We start from the raw sequence: 20,698 nt of genomic DNA, 5'->3' as shown, positions 1-20,698 counted from the left end.
GCACCCTGTGCGCGACCGGGCGGAGCGGAACGATCGGGTCGCGCACAGGGTGCGCTCCTGCAGCCAGCTCGCGCTGGCCTGCACACTGGCAGTGGCGATGCCAGCGCTGGCCAGGGACGCCACCACGCTCTCCCCTGCCACGACCGCCGCCGCGGCCGATCTGGTCGACATCCGCACGCTCGTCCCCGACATCGCCGAGGACATCAAGTATGCCGGCCGGGACAACTTCGTCGGCACAGCGGTCGACGGCTATCTCGCGCCCAAATGCCTGCTCAAGCGCCCGGTCGCCGAGGCGCTGGCGCGGGTCGAGCACGAACTGCGCGCGGCACACATGCGCCTGAAGCTGTGGGATTGCTATCGACCCGCCCGCGCGGTGTCGCATTTCGTGCGCTGGGCGCACGACCTGTCCGACCAGCGGACCAAGCCGGCGCACTACCCGAACCTGGACAAGCGCGTGCTGCTGGATGGCTACATCGCGTCGGTCTCCGGGCACAGCCGCGGCGGCACGACGGACCTCACGATGGAGCAGTGCGATGCCGAGGGCGCGCATTGCCGGCCGCTGGACATGGGCACGCCATTCGACTTCTTCGACCTGCGCGCCCACACCGATGCACCGGACGTGACCCCGCAGCAGCACGCCAACCGGCTGCGCCTGCGCGCGGCGATGGAGCGCGAGGGCTTCAAGAACTATCCGCTGGAGTGGTGGCATTACACCTGGGCCAACGAGCCCACGCCGCACACGATCTACGACGTGCCGGTGAAGTGATGCGTGCATCACGGCACACGGCCGAGTCCGCTCCCCTCGGGAGCGGCTGCCGACAGGCGGGTGAGGGTTCGGGCGGAGCGCGCACCTCGCGCTGGCCGAACCCTCACCCCAACCCCTCTCCCGGCGGGAGAGGGGCTTGAGTTCCACGCACGGAGAAAGACCATGCGCCTCGCCCTGCTTTTCGCCTCGTTCTTCCTTGCCGGCTCTGTGCATGCCGCCGACGCCCTGCGGCACGCCGACCGCTTGATGCAGAAGTACCAGGGCGACGGTCCCGGCGCCGCCCTGCTCGTGCTCAGGGATGGCAAGCCGCTGCTGCGCAAGGGCTACGGCCTGGCCAACCTGGAGCAGCACACCCGGGTCACCCCGGGCACCGATTTTCGCCTGGCCTCGATCACCAAGCAGTTCACCGCGGCCGCGATCCTGCTGCTGGCCGAAGACGGCAAGCTCGGGCTCGACGATTCCATCCGCCACTGGCTGCCTTCGCTGCCGGCCACCACCGCCGTAGTCACCCTGCGCCAGCTGCTCGACCACACCGGCGGGCTGATCGACTACGAGGACCTGATCCCGCCCGACCAGACCGCGCAAGTCAGCGACCAGGACGTGTTGCGGATGCTCTCGGCCACGCCGCGCAGCTACTTCCCTCCTGGCAGCGCCTACCGCTACAGCAACACCGGCTACGTGCTGCTGGGCCTGGTGGTGGAGAAGGCGTCCGGCAAGACTTTGCAGGATTTCCTCCAGCAGCGCGTCTTCGCGCCGCTGCACATGGACCACACCCTGCTTTACGTGCACGACGATCCCTCGCCGGTGAAAAGCCGCGTGCCCAATCGCGCCTACGGCTACAGCGAGATCGACGGCCACTGGCAGCGCACCGACCAGAGTGTCACCTCCGCCACCCGCGGCGACGGCGGCATCTATTCGAACATCGACGACCTGGTCCGGTGGGACGCGGCGCTCTACGACGACCGCCTGCTCAGCGACGCCTCGCGCAAGGCCGCCTTCAGCCCGCACGCGAAGGTCACCGGCGAGCCGTACGAGGCCAGCTACGGCTACGGCTGGCGCATCACCGGCGACACCCTTTGGCATTCGGGCGAGAGCATCGGCTTCCGCAACGTGATCGTGCGCTGGCCGAAGCAGCACCTGACGATCATCCTGCTCAGCAACCGCAACGAACCCGAGCCGTACCAGACGGTATTGAAGATCGCGCAGCCATTCCTGGAGGAGTGAGCCGCCCTTTTGCAGGGGCCCACCCCATGCGCGACCGTGATGTCCGCGGTCGCGCACAGGGTGCGCTCCTAAAGGTGTGCCCACGTGCGCCAGCTGCCCCCTGGGCGCAAGCAGGGCGGTCGCGCCCGAGAGCGCTCCTACAGCAGCGAAAGCTGCTGCGGTTCCTCGATGGTGGCCGTACTTGCCAGCCGATCCGCCAACCCGCCGGCACGCCGCACCGGCCGCGCCAGCGCCGCGTCCAGCGCGGCTTCGGACGCCCACAGCAACGCGGTCTTCTTCGCCCGCGAGAGCCCGGTGTAGAGCAACTGCCGCGACAGGATGCGACTCTCGGGATCCGGCGGCAGCAGCACGGCGACCTCGTCGTACTCCGAGCCCTGGCTCTTGTGGATGGTGATCGCAAAGGCGCCCTCGTGCGCCGGCAGCGTGCCGGGGGCGAAGCTGCGCGCGCCCGGTTGGCCGTCGGCGGTGGTGGTTTCGAACCACACCCGCAACGCGCCATCGGCATCGGCCAGGCACAGGCCGACGTCGCCGTTGTACAGGCGCGTGGCGTAGTCGTTGCGCGTGATCAGTACGGCGCGACCCGGGTACCACACGCGATCCTCCGGCACGCCCCAGGCCTGCTTGAGGCGCTGCTCGATCCAGCTGTTGAGCGCCAGCGCGCCGAAGCCGTCCTCGCGCAGCGCGCACAGCAGCTGGCGCCGCGCCAGGGCGTGCAGCGCCTGCAGCGCGAGCGTGCTGCGCTCGGCACCGGTTTCCTCCAGCTCCGCTTGGTGGGCGGGCAGGACGGGGCGGATCGGCAGATGCGCCAGTGCTTCGGTCCAATGGATCAATTCGCGGCGTAGCTGCGTGGCATCATCGACCGTGGTCCACGGCGCATGCTCGCCCGCGTGCGCCACGGCCTCGCGAAGGGCGACCGGCTCGCCGGCACGCACGGCGCGGTTGACCGGCACCAGTTGCTGTCCGGCGCGGAAGCTGTGTTCCAGTCGCACGATCTCGGGCGCGCGTTCGGCTTCCATCACCGCTACCACGTCCATCAGCACCGAGCCGGCCGCCACCGAGGTGAGCTGGTCGGCATCGCCCACCAGCACCAGGGTCGCGTCGGGGCGCACCGCTTCGAGCAGCGCGCGCAGCAGCGCCAGGTCGATCATCGAGGCTTCGTCGACCACCACGATGTCGGCGGCCAGCGGGTGGGCGGCATGGCGGCCGAAGCGGTTGCGGCGCGGATCGTAGGCGAGCATGCGATGCAGGGTGAGCGCCTCGCTGTCGGGTATGCGCTCCAGCCGCGGACGCCACGCGTCGGGCAGTGAGGCCTGCAGCGACTGCTTGCCCTGCCGCAGCGATTGCACCAGCCGCTGCGCGGCCTTGCCGGTGGGCGCGCCGACCTGGATGGCCGGCACCCGGTCGGGATCGAGATGCTGCAGCATCAGCAGCATGCGCAGCACGGTGGTGGTCTTGCCGGTGCCCGGGCCGCCGGTGAGCACGAACAGTCGCCGCCCGCCGACCTGCGCCACCGCCTGGCGCTGGCGCGCGACCGCGTCGCTGCGCACGCCGCCGAACAGCTCGTCCAGCGTGGCGTCGTCGACCGCCACGCCGTGGCCCGCCTCGCGGCGCGCGCGCAACTGTTGCGCCACCGCGACCTCGTCGGCGTGGTTGCGCCACAAATAGAAGCGGTCGTGCGCGTCGACCGCGAACGGTGCGGGTGAGCTGCCGTCGCTGACCAGCGGGTCGTTGCGCACAGCGGCCCGTTCGTCCGACGCAAGCACCGGGGCGCCATGGCGCCCCGCCAGCGCGCCCGCCAGCGGCAGCGCGGTGTCGCCCTCGCCGTCGGCAAAGCTGGTCCACGCTGCCAGCCGCGCCACCAGCGGCGAGCCGCCGTGCGCCAGCGTCCAGCGCAGCAGCGCGCGATCGAGCGGTCGCCAGGGCGTGTCGGCCAGTTCCGCGGGAGCGCGCTGGAAGCGGTAGGCACTCATGCGACCAACTCCAGCTCGCGCCCGGCCAGCGCGTTGTCGACCGCCTCGATCAGCGCATCGTCGAAGCGGTGGCGCCACACGCCCGCGTCAGGTTCAAGACCCACCGCGCGCACGAACAGGTAGATCGACTCGCCCAGGTGGCGCTCGCGCGTGTAGTCGGGCAGGCGTTGGCGAAGCATGCGGTCGAGCGCCACGGTGTAGAGCAGCGCCTGGAAGCGGTAGTGGTGCGCATCCATCGCCGGCCCCAGCGCCGCCGGCAGGTAGTCCTCGACGTGCTCGCCCAGGTAGTTGCTCTTGTAGTCGAGCACCAGGTAGCGGCCGTCGTGTTCGAGGATCAGGTCGATCTTGCCGGTCATGCGTCCGCGCAGGTGGCCGCTGCTGGCGAAGGGCACCAGCGCCGGCTCGCCCAGCGCCGTGCAGGCCTCGCGCAGGGCGGCCATGGAGGCATCGTCGAGCGCGTAGTGGAATTCCATCTCCGCCAGCTGCCGCTTCGCCGGCAGCGCGCCCAGGCGCAGGCCGGGCAGCAGGGGTGTGTCGAGGTTGGCCTGCAGCCGCCGCGCCAGGCGTGCGATGAACGCCTCGCGCGTGCCCTCGTCCAGCCGTACGCCGAACTCGCGCAGGCAGCGGTCGATCAGGCCGCTTTGCGCCTCCATCGGTTGGCCGATCGCGCGCAGCTCGAACATCGCGTGCAGCGCGTTGCCGATATCCGCGCCGCGCACGCCGGCCAGCGCGAGCAGTTCGGGGTGCGGCGCCGCGCGCGGTGCAACGTCTTCCAGCACGTCGGCAGCGGATGGAAGCGCCGCCTCGTCGCTGGCGGCCTGGTCTTCCAGCGCCCCGGCGTGCGCGCCGCGGGTGAGGTTGGAGAAGCTGTAGACCTGCGCCATCGGCCGCGCCGCGGGCAGCGGGCGGGCCTGGCGCGCGGGCGCATCGTCCTGCGCCGGCGGCAGCGGCGTAGCTCGCCACGGCCAGCCGGCGGTCGACCACGCCAGCCGCGGCGCGAGGGTGGCGAGGTCCTCGCCCGCCTGCTGCCGTTGCAGCAGGCGGGCGATCGAGGCATCCAGCGGCGAACGCTCCGGATCCTTCTGCGGCTCCCTGGCGTTGGCCTTGGCCAGCCGGTCCGGCGGCAATGCATAGACGTGGCAGGCATGGATCGCGCGGGTCAGCGCCACGTACAGCACGCGGAAGCGCTCGTCCTGGCCCTCGGCGTCGTACTGCGCCTTGGCCGCCTTGCCGAAGCCGACCACGCGCCGCTCGCACAGTGGCTCGTGGATGACCACGTCGGTGTCCCGGTCGTTGCGGCAGTGGTTCCACATCAGCGGCAGGAACACCACCGGGAACTCCAGCCCCTTGCTCGCGTGCAGGGTCATCAGGCGGACCCGGCGCGCGTCGGATTCGATGCGCAGCTGGCGCTCCTCGGCGGCGTCGCCGCCGGCGTCCTCGCCGTCGCGCTGGCGGGCCAGCCAGTCCAGCAACTGCGCCGGGCCCGGCATGGCCTCGGCCTGCGCCTGCAGCAGCTCGCCCAGGTGGCGCAGGTCGGTGAGCGCGCGCTCGCCGTCGTCGCCGGCGAGCAGCCGCGGCGCGGCGCGTTCGATCAACGCGCGCACCACGGCGAGCACGCCTTCGCGCTGCCAGCGTGTGCGCCAGGCGGCGAACTGCTGCTCGTACACGAGCCAGGCGTCAGGCTCGTCGCGCAGCGCCTTGAGCGTGGCGTAGTCCAGGCCATACAGCCGCGTGGCCAGCGCCGCGCGCACCGCGCCCTCGTCGCTGGCGTGTTCGACCGCATGCAGCAGCACGTGCAGCTCGCGCGCCAGCGGCAGCTCGAACACGCTGCTGCGGCCGGCGCCGACGCAGGGCACGCGGTAGCGCTGCAGCAGCGTGCGCAGCGTGGTGATGTCGGCGTTGCCCGGCAGCAACACGGCGATGTCGCCGGGTGCCAGCGGCGCCTCGCCGAGGCGGTGGCGGCCCTCGCCCAGCATCGCGGCAATCTGCGCGGCGCAGGCTTCCAGCGCGGCGCGGCGGCGCGCCGGCGCACTGTCGGGCAGGTCGGCGTTGAAATGCAGTTGCAGCGGCTGCGCCAGTGGCGCGCCGTCGATGGTCAGCGGCGCGTGGTCGCGACGGCCGGCGGCGCGTACTTCCTGGTAGCGGATCGCCGTATCGGGCGCGCGTCCCAGCGGCTCGCCGACCAGCGCGTAGAACTGGTTGGTCGCCTCGACCAGGCCGCTGGCGGAACGCTGGTTCACGTCCAGCCGCAGCACTTCGCTGGCGGTGTCGGCGGCGGCCAGGTAGGCGCGGATGTCGCCGCCTCGGAAGCGGTAGATCGCCTGTTTGGGGTCGCCAATCATCACCAGCCGGCCGCGCGCGGCGCCATCGCGCCCGCGGTAGATGGCATCGAGGATGGCGTACTGCTGCGCGTCGGTGTCCTGGAATTCGTCCACCAGCGCGACCGGCCATTCGGCGAACAGGCGCGCGGCAAGCCGCCCCTCCGGCCGTGCCAGTGCGTCGCCGACGCGCGCAATGAGCTCGTCGAAGGTGAGCTGGCCGCGGGCGGCCAGGCGTTCGCTGCGCCAGGCGTCGACCTGGGCCAGCCAGTCCTGCCAGGCGAGGACGTGGTCGGCGTGCAGGGCGTAGCCGAGTGCGCGGCAGGCACTGCCGACGAAGCGCAGCAGTTCCGCGTGGCCGGCGTTGTTCCACACCTGCGGTTGCAGCTGGTCGTCCCACGGTGTCGCGGCGAGGTTCTTGAGGGTGGAATCCTTGAGCTCCCCGCCACGGTCGCGCAGCCAGCCCGCAAAGGCGCGCAGCGCATTGCGCAGCGCCGACTTGCGCGGCTGGAACATGTCGGCGCGATCGGCCAGGGCTTCGAGCGCGTCCGCGCGTTCGGCCGGCAGCAGCCGCGCCAGCTCGTCCGCGTCCGGCGCCCACAGCGCTACGCCCGGCTGCAGGTAGGCCCGGAGCAACCGGCGCAGCTCGCCCAGCGCGGCCGGCGCCGTGGGCGGCGGCGGCACTGCCGCCTGCTGCAGCTGACGCCACAGGTCCTCGGCCCATTCGTCCAGCAAGGTCTCGGCCGAGACCAGTTCGCCGGCCTGCAGGCTGGCGCCGCTCTCGAACGGGTAGTCGTCGAGGATGCGCTTGCACAGGCCATGCAGCGTGGTGACCGGCGCGCGATCAAGATCCGCCAGGGCCAGCCGCAGGCGCAGGCGGTCACGCCCGGCCTGCGCCGGGTCGGCGTGCCAGCGGACGTGCAGCCAGGCCAGGTCGGTCGGCGCATCGGCGGGCGCCTCGACCGGCCACGCGAGCGCCTGGTCTTCGGCCCAGACGAGCCGGCCGCGCAGGCGCTCGCGCAGTTCCTGCGCGGCGGCGTCGGTGAAGGTGGTGACCACGATCTGCGTGGGCGAAAGGCCCTGCTCCAGCAGCAGGCGCAGGTACAGCACCGAGATCGTCCAGGTCTTGCCGGTGCCGGCGCTGGCCTCGATCAGCGTGCGGCCGGGATTCGCCAGATCCAGCGCGGTCCAGTCGCGGGCGACGGCGGCGTTCATGCGGTCACCGCGACGTTGAGGTTGATCAGGGCCTGCAGCCGTTGGGCGAAGGCCTGCAGATCGGCGAACGCGGGCTGGCCCGGCGAGAAGTCGGCGTCGCCGGCAAGCAGCCACGCATAGCCCGGCGCGTAGTCGCGCTCGCCTGGATGGCCGTGGCTGCCGGCCCAGGTCGACTGGGCCTTGTCGAGCCGCTCGTCCAGCGCAGCCCAGCTGGTCTTCGGGAAGTATCGCGACGGGTAGCACTGTGCCTGACGCCACAGCTCGAGCAAGGTGCCGACGCGCGCGGCCAGGTCCGCGCGCATGGCCTGCGCCGTGCTCGCGTCGACTGCGCGACAGGCCTCGTCCCAGCCGTTGAACATGGCTTCCCAGGCGTGCTCGGCGCCGTCGGTGAGCAGGCAGGCGCGCACCGGCACCGACGGGTCGGTGGCCAGGCGCAGCAGCGCCCATTCGATGAAGAACGGCACCCGCTCGCGGAAGCCGAGCTTGTCCTCGGCCTTGCCCGGATAGACCTCGAACTGCCAGCGCGCATCGCCCGTGGTCCACACGCGCTCGAGCGTCCCTTCGACGGACAGGCCTGCCACCGGCTCGCTCAACGTCACCGGCGTGCGCGTCGGCAGCGCGCCAGCGAACAAGGGGTGGTCGGCGGCGCGCGCAAGCAGGGTCTGCACCTTGGCGCGTTCCTTAGTCCATGCGTCGATTCCCAAGCGCCCCGGGGGTAACAACCCACTCAGGCGCAACCATGCGGGCGCTTGCTCTGTCAGCTCGAAGTCGTTGCCTAGCGCTTGGAGGAAGAGCTGTTGTGACACCCGCTCCAAGGCAGGAATGTGGTCACTCAGCGCCTCGCGGCCCTGCAGGCGATCGTCCTCCAGCGCATCCAGCCGCACGTGCAGCTGGCCGGCCAGGACCTGCCGCGAGGGGTCGCGGAACCAGGCGTTCACTTCACGCAGCGGGACCGGTGCCGGATCGGGCGCAGCGGCCTGCGCGAGCGCGCCGTCTAGGAACGGCCGCGGTCCCTCGCCGCCTGCGCGCATCGCGGCGAAGCCCGCGTCGTAGCAGCACAGCCGCGGATCGCTGCCGTCGAAGTAGCGTGCATCGAACGGCTGCAGCGGATGGCGCACGCGCCACGTCCGGCGGAATTCGCGCGCCGTGCCGGGTGGCAGCGGCTGCTCGTCGATGTCTGCCTCGACCGTGCGCAGATCGGCCTGCTCGTCGAGGAACTGCATCAGCTCGGCCAGTGGCGCGGCGGGGTTGCGCGGCTTGCCGTCGCGCACGCCCTCGGCGAGGTAGGACAGGTGCAACACCTCGCGCGCGGCCATCACTGTTTCCAGGAACAGGTAGCGGTCGTCGCTGCGCACGTCGCGGTCGCCCAGACGGCGGTGGCGGGCCATCAAATCCAGCCCGGCGTCGCTGGCGTTGCGCGGGAACTCGCCATCGTTCAAGCCCAGCACGGCGACCACCTGGAACGGGATCGCGCGCTGCGGGACCATGCCGCAGAAGGTGACGCCGCCGAGCAGGAAGCGCTGGCGCTCCGGCGCCGCGCCCAGGCGCTCGCGCAGCACGTCGCGTACCACCGCGAAGTCGAGCAGCGGATCGAGCCCGCAGTCGGCCGTCTCCGCGGCGGTGGCCTGGATGAAGCGACGCAGCAGCGACAGGGCTTCCGCCGCCTGGCTATCGCGCGTGTCGATGCGGAACAGCGTATCGAGCAGTTGTTCCAATCGCGTGGACCAGGCCGAGGCGGTGCACGGCTGCGCCGCATCGCGCTGCAGGGCGGCCAGTTCCAGCAGCAGCCGGTCGAGTGCGCCGAGTACCTGCGCCTGCGGTCCGTGCACGCCTTCGACCGGCCACAACTCGCCGTCGGGCAGGCGCCAGGCCTCGCCCTGTCCCGCCGCGTCATCGCCCATCGCGTAGCCGGCGAGCAGGCGGTCCATGCCCCAGGCGAAGGTGGTTTCCTCGATCGCCGGCACGCCGAAGCGCGCGCGGTGCTCGCCATCCAGCGCCCAGGCCACGCGGCTCTGGCGCAACCAGCGGGTGAGCGTTTCGCGATCATCCTCGGAGAGCGCCAGCGCGCGGGCGATCTCGGGGACCTCGAGCAGATCGAGCAGTTCGGGCGCGCCCAGGCGCGCATCGGGTACGTCGAGCAACCGGCTGAACGCCTCCAGCAGCGGATGCGTGCGCGCCACCGCCACATCGGCCAGGTGGTAGGGCAGCGGGCCGTGCGCGCGGCCGCTCTCGCCGAACACCACCGGCAGAAGCGGCACGTAGGCCTGGATGTCCGGGGCCATCACGACGATGTCGGAGGGCTTCAGTCCGGGCCGCTCGGCGAGCTCGTGCAGCAACACGTCGCGCAGCACTTCGAGCTCGCGCAGGCGCGTGTGGCACAGGTGCACGCGCAGCGAGCGGTCGGCCATCGCTGCCCGGGTGCCGCGGGCAAACGGCGTGACGCGTTCGGGATCGAGCTGACGCAGGCTTTCCTGCAGCCGCTGCAGCAGGCCGCCGGATTCGCCGGGCTGCTCGTCCTGCCAGTGGCGCACGTCCATGCGGATGGTGTCCTCGACTTCCTGCAGGTTCAGCATGAAGTGCTGGCCCATGCGGCCCCAGCTAGCCAGCAGCGGATGGCCCAGCTGCTGGAATACCTGCTCGGAGGCGTCGGTGAAATCGATGTGCCGGGCCAGTTCGCGCAACTGCGCGCGCTCGCCGCGCAGGCCCGCCCAGTATTCGCGGCACGGATCGGGCACGTAGAGCACGACCGGACGCACGTGCGCCACGGCGCGCAGCAGCGCCAGTTCGGCCGGTGCGAGATGGCTCACGCCAAAAATGTGCAGCGGTTCGATGGTGGTCTGTTTTTCCGGATGCCGCGCCAGCTCGCGCACCAGCGCCTCGACCCGTTCGCCGCGGTGCGGCGTGCCGATCGCGGCATGCAGTTCACGCCACAGCGGCGCCATGAAGGTCGGTTCGGGCAGGTCGTCGCGCCCGCGCTCCCACGCCTGCAGCCAGTCCGGACGGTAGGTCAGGTACTGCGTGTACAGCCGCGCCAGCCGGTCGGCCAGCTGGTAGCGGCGGCGCGCGGCATCGCCGCCGGCGAGGTAGGCGCGCACCTGCGCATCGTCGATCGCCGGCAGCAGCTCGTGGATGCGCCAGCGCAGGCGGTCGCGACGGTACGGCGCCAGCGCCACCGCGGCACTGCCCAGCACGCTGAGCGCCAGCTCGTCGAGCCAGCTGCTCGGCAGGGTGATGCGCAGGTTGGCGACGATCCCGCCCGGTCCGCGCTTGCGCGCGAGCGCCCCGGCCAGCCAGTGGCGCATGCCCGGATGAGCGGCGATCACCGTCTGCGGCGCCAGCACGTTGGCCGGCGGCGCCGCGTCGAGCAGCGACACCAACGGCTCCAGCAGCGCCTCCAGCCGGCTGGCACGGATCACGGTCAGTCCGCTGGAAAGGTCGTTGAGCGTCGCTTGTGACATCGGCTGATGATACCGGTGCTTCGTCGCAAGGCTTGCGATGGGCGGCCGCCGGAGGCGCAGTTCCTCAACCCAACGCTGGCCGACGCGGACACGACAGGGAAAGCAGCGCTACGGAGCCGCCAGGGACGCAGCCGCCCGCTGTCGGCGGGTCAGGTAGGCGCTGGAAAGCGTCAGCAGCGGGCGCTCGATGAACCGGTAGGACACCCATCCGACGAGGATGCTCGTCACCATTGTCGCCAACAGGAAAATGACATGCTCGCCCACGGTGGTGTTCATGCCCGACGCGCTCCAGGCCCGCGCGGCGGCCGACAGGACGAACAGGTGTGACAGGTAAATCGAATAGGACGCATCGCCTATGCGCTCGAACAGACCCCTGCCGTCGCGAGCCGAGGCCGGTTCCCGCAGCGCCAGCCCCAATACGATCAAGACGCTGCAGGCGCCGAAGGTCAGCGTCCGCAACAGCGGACGTTGCTCGGTCAGATCCATCCCGTTGAGCACCAGGGCCGCGGCAACGAATGCGGCGGTCCCGCACGCCAGCAGCGGCCCGCCGGCCCGGCCTGGCAGGCGGCGGGCGTAGCAACCGACCAGCGCGCCGGCGATGAACTCCCATCCCATCGGACTTGCCACCACCCCCACCCAGGGTGTCGTTACCGGATTGAACTGCAACCACAGGAGGCCGCCGGCCCAGGCCAGCAGGTAGCCGCCGACCGCGCGCTGCGGCACGAAAGCTATCGCTCCGGCCATCATCAGGTAGAAGAACCCCTCATAGATGAGCGTCCAGCCGACCTGCAGCAGCGGGCGCCCCTCCTGCGGCCACAGCAGATAAGAGGCCAGGACGCTCTTGTCGCGATACATCGCATCGAGCGCATGCGGTGCGAGCAGCAGGATCGCCACGATCACTGACGTGTAGATCCAGTACAGCGGCAGTATCCGGATCGCGCGCCGCAGCAGGAACTGCCCCGCGGCCGCGGGCGAGGCGTACCGGCCGGTGGCGATCGTGGTCATCACGAAACCGGAGATGACGAAGAAGATATCGACGCCGGCGAACCCGAAACGCGCGAGCCCGTCCATCAGCTGGACCCCTCGCCCGTGGACCAGCTCGGCGTCGACCAAGTGGTAGGCCACCACGAGCATCGCGGCAATGCCCCGCAGGACCTGGATCCCGACGAAGAACCGGGGTTTCCGCGTCGTTGCCGGCGCTGCGCGATGCACGCCTGGATGACCCTGGAAAGAATTCATGGATTCTCTCTGCCGAGATGGCGCATCCTGGCTCGCATCCATCGGTTGCTCAAAGCCCCTTGGCCGCCTGCGCCACCGCGCGGAACAGCGCACGGCCCTTGCTCATCGTTTCCTCCCACTCGGCCGCCGGGTCTGAGTCGTAGACGATGCCGGCGCCGGCCTGCACGTGCAGGCGGCCGTCCTGGATCACCGCGGTGCGGATGGCGATGGCGGTGTCCGCATCGCCCCACCAGCCGATCCAGCCGATCGCGCCGGCGTAGATGTTGCGCTTGGCGGGTTCCAGTTCCTGGATGATTTCCAGGGCGCGGATCTTCGGCGCGCCGGAGAGCGTGCCGGCCGGGAAGGTGGCCTTGAGCACGTCCATGTAGGACAGCCCGTCGCGCGCGTTGCCCTGCACCTGCGAGACGATGTGCATGACGTGCGAGTAGCGTTCGATCACGAACGATTCGCTCACCTGGACCGTACCGGTTTCGCTGATGCGGCCGATGTCGTTGCGGCCCAGGTCGATCAGCATCACGTGCTCGGCGCGTTCCTTCGGATCGGCCAGCAGTTCGGCCTCCAGTGCCTGGTCCTCTTCCTCGGTGGCGCCGCGCTTGCGGGTGCCGGCCAACGGGCGCACCACCACCTTGCCGTCCTTCAGCCGCGCCAGGATTTCCGGCGAGGAACCCACGATCTGCGTGTTGCCCAAGTCGACGAAATACATGTACGGCGAGGGGTTGAGCGCGCGCAGCGCGCGGTACACGTCCACCGGCCGCGCGTTGAAGCCCACGCTCAACCGTTGCGAGGGCACCACCTGGAAGATGTCGCCGGCGCGGATGTATTCCTTGGCCTTCTCCACCATCGCCTCGAATTCGGGACGGGTGAAGGAGGATTTGAAGTCGCTCTCGTCCAGCGCGACCGACTGGTTGAGCTGGGGATAGGACGCGCCGCCCTGGCGCAGCCGGTAGACCAGCGCGTCGAGCCGCCGCTGCGCCTGCGCATAGGCCTGCGGCTGCGCCGGGTCGGCGTGCACGATCAGGTACAGCCGGCCTTTCAGGTTGTCGAAGACGGCCACTTCCTCGGCCAGCATCAACAGCACGTCGGGCGTGCCCAGCTCGTCCGGGCGGTCCCATTGCGCCAGCCGCGGCTCGATGTATCCGATCGTCTCGAAGCCGAAATAACCGACCAGGCCGCCGGTGAAGGCGGGCAGTTCCGGCAACCGCGGGACGTCGTACTGCGCGCGCAGCTTCTCGATCTCGCCCAGTGGGTCGTCCAGGTGGCGGCGCTCGGTCACCTCGCCGGCGTCCTCCACTTCCAGCTCGTGCCCGCGCAGGCGGTACACGCGCTTCGCGGGCAGGCCGATGATGGAATAGCGCCCCCAAGTGGCGCCGCCCTCGACCGATTCGAACAGGAAGGTGTACGGCCCGTCGGCGAGCTTGAGGTACACCGACAGCGGCGTGTCGAGGTCGGAAAACACCTCGCGCACCAGCGGGATGCGCGTATGGCCTTGTGCGGCCAACGCGTCGAATTGGTCTCGGGAGATCACGCAGCGATCCGGACGGCTAAACGGATCGCAGACGATAGCAGGACGGTCAAGCAGGTGTCTTTGCGTGCCGCCGCTATCCGGACGGCAGCTGTCGGATCGCCGTCCGTCCAGCCAGGTGCGCTCCGCCCGAACCCTCACCCGCCTGTCGGCACCCTCTCCCGGAGGGAGAGGGACTCGCCTGGGAGAGGCTGAGGCGTGTGCTTCGACTTCGGCGCCGTGCGCCTACGCTCAGCACGAACGGTGTGGTGGAACTCGAAAAAGCCGTTCGCCCTGAGCGTAGCGCAGCGAAGTCGAAGGGCCTTCGCGGCGAACGCCACCTATCCGGGCCAATGCCTCCGGGATCCGGACGCGCGGAGCGCCCAGTTCCACCGACCGATGCACCACTCGTGGACTTGCGGGCCACAAAGCCGTCCGCCTAATCTTGCGGCCCAGGGAGGGGGGAAAACCAATGGAACGCAGTGACATGCCCGGGCTCGTGGACCGGGACGCCGAGCAGTGGCCCGGGGAAACGGCCAACCGTGCCACGTTGCCCGCGCCACCCTCGCTGCATTGGGGCTGGGTGTTCCTGTTCAGCGTGCTCAGCCTGGGAATCTTTGCCCTCGTCTGGCCATTCGTCCAGGCCAGCTGGGTGCGCAAGATCGATCCGGACAGCAGCGCCACGCCGATGCTGGGCGCGGCGCTGGCCTGCTCCGTCATCGGCTATGCGCTGGCCTCGGCCGGCGCACCCGCCGACGAGATGGCCCCGGCCACCGTGATGGAGCGCCTCGGCTGGTTGCTGCAACTGGCCTACGTGGTGATCTTCCTGCTCGCCTACTTCGCCATGGCCGCGTCGATCCGCCGGGAAATGGCCGCCTACCGGCTGCCCGTCCAGATCGGCGGCATCACGCTGTTCTGCTTCAACACGCTTTACCTGCAGGGGCAGCTGTCCTGGCTGGCCCGCTGGCAGCAGACCGGACAGACCCGGCCGAAGCCACCCAAGGGCGTGCTCTGGATCTTCATGGTGGTGCCGTTCGCCGCGATCGTGGGCGCCGTCGCGCTGCCCTCCTATCAGTTGTACGTGGTGCGCTCGCAGGTGCTCAGCGCGCTGGCACAGGCCGAGCCGGTCAAGCAGCAGGTGCTCGATTCGATCGGCCGCAACCGCGCCTGGCCGCAGAACAACGCCCAGGCCGGCCTGAAGGAAGCCGCGGCCTATGCCAGCGAGAACCTGGCCGGTTTCGAGGTGCTGGCGGTCAAGGAAGGCACCGCGCTGGTCACCGTCTTCGAGGGCAAGGCGCCCGCGGCGCTGCACGGCAAACGGCTGGCGCTGGTCGCCGAAGGACGCGATGGCGCGATCGTGTGGCGCTGCGAAAGCCCGGACATCGACCCGCGCTACCTGCCGCCGGAATGCCGCTAGAACGCCGGCGCCGATAACCGCCCTCAGCCGACCCCCAGCCGCTGGCGCGGCATGTTGCGCAGGCGCAGGCTGAAGGCCACGCCGCTGCCGTCGGCCAGGTTGCCGGCAGCGGCGCTGCCGCCGTGGCGTTCGGCGACCAGGCGCACCACGTACAGGCCCAGGCCCAGGTGCGGTGCGTCGCCCGGGGTGGCCTTGTCGCGCAGGCTGACCAGCGAATCGAACAGGCGCGCCTGCATCGCAGCGGGCAACGGCGGGCCCTGGTTGGCCAGGGTGATTTCGGCGCCGTCCCCGCAAGCGGCAAGCGCCAGGCGCAGCCAGCCGTCGGGCGGGGTGAACGAAAGCGCGTTGTCGAGCAGCTTGTCCAGCGCCTGGGCGATCAGCTCGGGCGCGCAGTGCATCGGCAGCGGCGCAGCCGGCAGGTTGCAGGCCAGTTCGCGGGCGCCGATCAGCGGACGGTAGGCCTCGGCGCAGCCGCGCACCACCTCGCGCAGGTCCACGTCTTCGGCTTCGGCCGCGGCGATCGCGCGCTCCATGCGGCTGGCCTCGCTCATGGCGCGTACCAGCGTGCCCAGCCGCGCCACGCCATCGCGGGCGCGGGCGAGGTAGGGCTGTGCCTCGGGCGGCAATGGGCCGTCGGCCTGCAACGCATGCTCGAGGTTGTCCAGCGAGCTCTTGACGATGGCCAGCGGCGTGTTGAGTTCGTGCGACAACTTGGACGCCAGCGTGCGCAGGTAGTCGGTGTAGCCGCCGATGGCCTCGAAAAGGCGCTCGAAACTGCGCGCCAAATCGCCGATTTCGTCCGGCGCGGCGGTCAGCGGGAAGCGACCCTGGGTGAACAGGCCATCGATGCGGCCGTCCGCCATCTGCGCGCGCTCGGCGGCATCGCGCAAGCGCCCCAGCCGCAGGCTCAGGCGCGTGGCGAACCACAAGAGGATACCGCCGGCCACCAGCAGCACGCCGAAGCTGGTCAGCAGCAAGCTCAGTAGCGCGCGGTTGGCCAGCAGCGGCACGGTGGTGCTGGCCTGCTCGAGCAACAGCACGCCGCGCGGCTGCCCCGGCGGGCCGATCGGCACCGCCGCGGCGAGCACCACGCTGGCACGGGTTTCGCCGTCGCGCCAGACGGTGGCCGGCTCGCCGCTACGCGCCTGGACAACTTCCGGCAGGTCCAGCCGCGGCGCATCGTGGGTCCACAGCGCGGCGTCCTCGACCCGGCTGGCCAGCAGCGCGCGGTACACCAGCGCGGCGAACCAGCCCGGCTGCGGACCATCGGCGCGCAGCCGGCCGCTCTGCGCAAGCAGCCAGCCGGTCGGCGCCAGCACGCGTGCGCGCACGTTCTCCGGCGCGATGCGCGCCAGTTCGCCAGCGAGCGCGGGCGAGTAATGCCACAGCGGGCGTACATCGACCGCCAGTGGATCGCCGCCGGCGGCTGCGTCGTACAAGCCCAGGCCGAGCCGGTCCAGCGCCAGGTCGCGCGGCAGTCGCAGTTCGACGCGCCAGCCGCCGCCATCCTCCTGCCACTGGCCGACCAGCCGGTCGGGCCAGCGGGCCACGGGCGGATCGAGCAGCCGTGCGGTGAAGGTGCCGGGTGCGGCGCTGGCCAGCAGGAAGCGCAGGCGGGTGCCGCCGCGCTCGAGCTCGAGCACCATGTGGTCGGCATGAAGCGCGCCGCGATCGTCCGCATCGGAGCGTTTGCGCGTGATGCCGCGCTGCTGCACGTAGAGGTAGAGCCCGTCGCCGTCCTCGGCCAGCAACACGCTGCCGCGTGGCCCCAGCGGCTGGCTCCAGGGCGTCAGCGGCGCCCAGTCGTCGCCGTAGCCGTCGACCGTAATCGGCGTGGCGGTTCGCTCCACGTACCAGCCGCTACCATCCCGCGGCAGCGCCGTGCCGATCGCCACAAGACTGCGCGCCACCGCCCGCGCCGAAGCCACCAGCGCCTGCGCCTGCCCTTCGCGCAACAGCGTTTCCATCTGCCGCACGTACAGCCAGCCGGCCACCGGCAGGGCCAGCGTGCAGAGGGCCACCAGCACGAGTTTGCGGCGCAGGTTCAAGGAGCTGCCGGGATACGGGAGCCGGGGTTAGGGATTGGCAAGAGCAGACCACCAGCCCGCGAGCGACGGGCACACGCGATCACGCAAATCCCGAATTCCGACTCCCGCATCCCCGATTTCACGGCTTCCATCGGTAGCCCACGCCGTGCACCGTCTCGATCGCATCGAAGTCCGGCGCGACGGCGACGAACTTCTTGCGGATGCGCTTGATGTGCGACGTGATGGTCGCATCGTCCACCACCAGCTCGGCCTCGCGCATCAGCTGGTCGCGGTTCTTCACGTGGCCGGGGAAGCGCACCAGCGTGTGCACCATCCAGAACTCGGTGACGGTAAGCGGGATTTCGGCGTCGTTCCAGGTGATCCGCATGCGCTCGGATTCGAGCTTGAGCGGGCCGTGTGCGATCACCGTCTCGCTGGACGCGGGCACCTTCAGCGATTCGATGCGCCGGAACAGCGCCGCGATGCGCGCGGCCAGCTGGTGCAGGCTGGTGTCCTTGGACAGATAGTCGTCCGCGCCCAGGCGCAGGCCGGAGATCACGTCGAAATCCGAATCGCGCGCGGTCAGGAAGATGATCGGCAGCGTGGCGGACTTGGCGCGCAGCTCGCGGCACAGGTCGAAGCCACCCTCGGGCTCATCCCCCAGGCCGATGTCGATGATCACCAGCTCCGGCAGTTTCATGCCGAAGGCGGTAGAGGCGTCCTGCCGCGAGCCGTAGCCGCGGGTGTCGTAGCCGAAGCGGGTGAGCGCCTCGACGTAGTTGGCGCGGATGAGCGGTTCGTCCTCGACGATGGCGATGCTGCGGCCCATGGTGTCCTCCTGTGGTGGCGGCAGCGTGCTATGCGCACCGCCGCGGCGCAAGGCGCCAAGGACTGTTGCCCGCGTTTTGCCCGATCCGGCCCGCGCATCGCCCGCGCGCTGCCGCCGCGCGCGCCGTGCCGGGCGGTTTCATGGAGCCGAACCCGGAGAGACCTCATGTCCAACGCACCCGCCAAGCCCGATCCAAACGCCGAACTGCGCCATTTCGAACCGCTGCGCGTGGTGCTGGCCGTCGGCGCCCTGCTGCTGGGCCTGGTGATGGGCATCCACTAAAGGGAGATGAGGCCATGAACCCCGATTATGTCGACCCGTTTGGCGTGGAAGGCAGCGATGCACCCGTCGCGCAGGGACGCGCGGCGGGTGCCGGCGAGGAACCGGACCCCGACTGGCAGCCGCTCTGAGCGCTCCACGCGCACCCCCGCAACACCTCCGTTAGCAACCGTTCCCTTCCCCTCCTCGCGAGGGGATTTTTTTGGCCGTCTCGCGCATCTCTTGTAGGAGCCCTGCGAAGAGCGGGCGCGGCGGTTCAAGCGGACGCGGCCTTTAAGGCGGGGAACCAAACCGGCGATGCCCGTGTCCCACCTGTCGGCGGGCGTCGTCCATTGCCGTGGATACACCGCCGCCGCCTGAATCGACGTTCCGGGTGGCGGTGGCCAGGCGCCCGCTCTGGTGGACTCCTCGCGTCCCATTCCGACGACGCTTATCCCGGTGCAGCCCCTGCACCGGGATCTTTCTTTGCGGGTTCAGCCGATGGCCTGGCGCATGGCGGCGATGACCTGCGCGTAATCCGGCGCGCCAAAGATGGCCGAACCGGCGACGAAGGTGTCGGCGCCCGCCGCGGCGATCTCGCCGATGTTCGCGGCGCTGACGCCGCCGTCGATCTCCAGCCGGATCGCGCGGCCGCTCTCGTCGATGCGCCGGCGCACCTCGCGCAGCTTGTCCAGTGCGCCGGGAATGAACTTCTGCCCGCCGAACCCGGGGTTGACCGACATGATCAGCACCAGGTCGAGTTTGTCGAGCACGTGGTCGAGCCAGTTCAACGGCGTGGCGGGATTGAACACCAGGCCGGCCTGGCAGCCGGCGTCGCGGATCAGCCCGAGGGTGCGGTCGACGTGCTCGCTGGCCTCCGGGTGGAAGCTGATCAGGCTGGCGCCCGCCTTGGCGAAATCCGGCGCGATCCGGTCGACCGGCTTGACCATCAGGTGCACGTCGATCGGCGCGGTGACGCCGTAGCCACGCAGGGCTTTGAGCACCATCGGCCCCATCGTGAGGTTGGGCACGTAATGGTTGTCCATCACGTCGAAATGCACCCAGTCGCCGCCGGCGGCCAGCACCTTGGCGGTGTCCTCGCCCAGACGGGCGAAGTCGGCGGAGAGGATGGAGGGGGCGATGACGGAGGGTTGTTTGCTCATGCCGGGGCCTGCGTGGGTGTGGATTTCCAGCCGTTCGCCCTGAGCGTAGCGCAGCGAAGTCGAAGGGCCGGTGGGGCGCGATGCCCTTCGACTTCGGCCCTGCGGACCTACGCTCAGGGCGAACGGTGCGTTAGTGGCGCCGGTGGGGCGAGCGCCGCCTATTTGAAACCTTTCTCCGCCTTGACCCGCTCGTACGCCGCGTTGATCTCGCTGGCGCGCGCCTCGGCCTGCTTGCGCATGGCTTCGGGCAGGTCGCCCAGGCGATCGGGATGGTGTTCGGAGATCAGCTTGCGGTAGGCGCGCTTGACGGTGCGCTCGTCCGCACTGCGCTGGACGCCGAGCACGGTGTACGGATCGGGCCCGTGGGTGTTGCGCCGCGGCGGCACGTAGCCGCCACCGGCGCCCGGGCCGCGGCGGCGGTCGCCCGCGCCGGCGTTCCAGGCGTAGCCCTTCATCGCCATCAGCGCCATCAGCTCCATGTCGCTGATGCGCAGTGCGAAGGCGAGCTGGCGCAGGATCGCCATTTTCTCCGGCGGCGGGTTGCCCTCGGCGATGACCGTCTCGATCACCACGTCCAACACCGGGAAGGCGTGGTCGCGGCGCATGCCGACCCACTGGCGCAGGCCGTCGATCGCCGGGGTGACGTCGAACTCGGGCTGCTTGCCGCGGTTGAAGCTGGCGATGGCCTCCTTGCGCTGCTCGCCGGACAGCCCCATGCGCGTCATCAGCCGCTCGGCCACGGCGATCTCGGCCTCGGACACGCGCCCGTCCGATTTGGCCACGGCACCGAGCAGCGCGAACAGCGGCCCGATGAAGCCGCCGGCCTCGGGTGTGGTGCGGTAGCGCTGGCTCTGGCGCAGGCTGTCGATGACGAAGCCGATCGCGGCGCCGACGATCGCGCCGGGGATGCCGTGGCCGAGCACCAGGCCGACGAAGGCCAGGATCAGCGTGGAGGACAGATTCATGGCTGCGCCTGCACGGCCGGTGCCTGCGCGCTGTACCAGCGCGCCAGCGCGTCCAGCTCGGCGTCGCTGACCGGGCCGATCGCCGCGCGCATCACGGCCACGTCGCGGCGGCCGTCGCGGTATTGCGCCAGCGCATTGCGCAGGTAATCCAGCCGCTGGCCGGCCAGATTGGGCGCGCCGGGCATCTGGGCGATGCCGGTGGGCCCATGGCAGGCGGCACACAGGCCCAGGCGAGCGGGCCGGACGGGACCGGCGGCGAGCGCAGGCAGGGCAGCGGCCAACAGCACCGCGAACAGAACGAGTCGCATCGGCAAGGCGTACAGCGAGATGGATTCCCGGAAGGCGGGA

At 70.6% G+C, this 20,698-nt stretch carries 13 protein-coding genes; 3 read left to right on the top strand and 10 right to left on the bottom strand.

Annotated features, from left to right (window positions below; genetic code table 11):
- Positions 1 to 97 precede the first annotated feature (97 nt).
- Both OSC30_RS03515 and OSC30_RS03510 read left to right on the top strand, forming a co-directional pair.
- On the top strand, positions 98 to 766 hold the full coding sequence (locus OSC30_RS03515) for a M15 family metallopeptidase (RefSeq protein ID WP_267170489.1): 669 nt from the start codon (positions 98 to 100) through the stop codon (positions 764 to 766).
- Between the two features lie 162 nt (positions 767 to 928).
- A complete protein-coding gene (locus OSC30_RS03510) occupies positions 929 to 1,990 on the top strand; it encodes a serine hydrolase domain-containing protein (RefSeq protein ID WP_267170438.1) in 1,062 nt (353 codons plus the stop codon).
- A 137-nt stretch (positions 1,991 to 2,127) separates the two neighbouring features.
- Here OSC30_RS03510 and recD read toward each other — a convergent pair whose 3' ends face one another.
- The 5 genes from recD to trpE form a co-directional block, all read right to left on the bottom strand.
- Positions 2,128 to 3,960: an exodeoxyribonuclease V subunit alpha gene (gene recD, locus OSC30_RS03505; protein WP_267170437.1), complete on the bottom strand. Its 1,833-nt coding sequence runs from the start codon at positions 3,958 to 3,960 to the stop codon at positions 2,128 to 2,130.
- On the bottom strand, positions 3,957 to 7,493 hold the full coding sequence (locus OSC30_RS03500; protein ID WP_267170436.1) for a UvrD-helicase domain-containing protein: 3,537 nt from the start codon (positions 7,491 to 7,493) through the stop codon (positions 3,957 to 3,959). Before OSC30_RS03500 ends, recD begins: the two co-directional genes overlap by 4 nt.
- The gene (recC, locus tag OSC30_RS03495) at positions 7,490 to 10,951 is read right to left on the bottom strand and encodes an exodeoxyribonuclease V subunit gamma (protein ID WP_267170435.1); all 3,462 of its coding nucleotides are present in this window, start codon (positions 10,949 to 10,951) and stop codon (positions 7,490 to 7,492) included. Before recC ends, OSC30_RS03500 begins: the two co-directional genes overlap by 4 nt.
- Positions 10,952 to 11,059: 108 nt before the next feature.
- The gene (locus tag OSC30_RS03490; protein WP_267170434.1) at positions 11,060 to 12,190 is read right to left on the bottom strand and encodes an acyltransferase family protein; all 1,131 of its coding nucleotides are present in this window, start codon (positions 12,188 to 12,190) and stop codon (positions 11,060 to 11,062) included.
- Positions 12,191 to 12,239: 49 nt separating this feature from the next.
- Positions 12,240 to 13,715 carry an anthranilate synthase component I gene (trpE, locus tag OSC30_RS03485; RefSeq protein ID WP_267170433.1) on the bottom strand — a complete coding sequence of 492 codons (1,476 nt, stop codon included), beginning with the start codon at positions 13,713 to 13,715 and terminating at the stop codon, positions 12,240 to 12,242.
- Between the two features lie 463 nt (positions 13,716 to 14,178).
- Between trpE and OSC30_RS03480 the strand changes: the two genes are divergently transcribed.
- Positions 14,179 to 15,108, top strand: a complete 930-nt coding sequence (locus OSC30_RS03480) for a pilin (RefSeq protein WP_267170432.1) — start codon at positions 14,179 to 14,181, stop codon at positions 15,106 to 15,108.
- Between the two features lie 23 nt (positions 15,109 to 15,131).
- On the opposite strand, the gene OSC30_RS03475 is transcribed toward OSC30_RS03480, so the two are convergent.
- The 5 genes from OSC30_RS03475 to OSC30_RS03455 form a co-directional block, all read right to left on the bottom strand.
- A complete protein-coding gene (locus tag OSC30_RS03475; protein ID WP_267170431.1) occupies positions 15,132 to 17,156 on the bottom strand; it encodes an ATP-binding protein in 2,025 nt (674 codons plus the stop codon).
- Positions 17,157 to 17,274: 118 nt separating this feature from the next.
- On the bottom strand, positions 17,275 to 17,964 hold the full coding sequence (pdsR, locus tag OSC30_RS03470; protein WP_267170430.1) for a proteobacterial dedicated sortase system response regulator: 690 nt from the start codon (positions 17,962 to 17,964) through the stop codon (positions 17,275 to 17,277).
- Positions 17,965 to 18,716: 752 nt separating this feature from the next.
- Positions 18,717 to 19,385: a ribulose-phosphate 3-epimerase gene (gene rpe, locus OSC30_RS03465; RefSeq protein ID WP_267170429.1), complete on the bottom strand. Its 669-nt coding sequence runs from the start codon at positions 19,383 to 19,385 to the stop codon at positions 18,717 to 18,719.
- Between the two features lie 158 nt (positions 19,386 to 19,543).
- The gene (gene djlA / locus OSC30_RS03460) at positions 19,544 to 20,350 is read right to left on the bottom strand and encodes a co-chaperone DjlA (protein WP_267170428.1); all 807 of its coding nucleotides are present in this window, start codon (positions 20,348 to 20,350) and stop codon (positions 19,544 to 19,546) included.
- Positions 20,347 to 20,658 (bottom strand): c-type cytochrome, encoded by a 312-nt coding sequence (locus OSC30_RS03455; protein WP_267170427.1) that lies wholly within the window; start codon positions 20,656 to 20,658, stop codon positions 20,347 to 20,349. The genes djlA and OSC30_RS03455 overlap by 4 nt, the downstream gene beginning before the upstream one ends.
- Between the last annotated feature and the right edge of the window lie 40 nt (positions 20,659 to 20,698).

Origin of the sequence: Frateuria hangzhouensis (assembly GCF_026410505.1) — a bacterium.
GTDB lineage: Bacteria > Pseudomonadota > Gammaproteobacteria > Xanthomonadales > Rhodanobacteraceae > Frateuria_A > Frateuria_A hangzhouensis.
The sequence above is the reverse complement of the archived record's forward strand: the minus strand, read 5'-3'. Positions and strand labels throughout refer to the sequence as shown.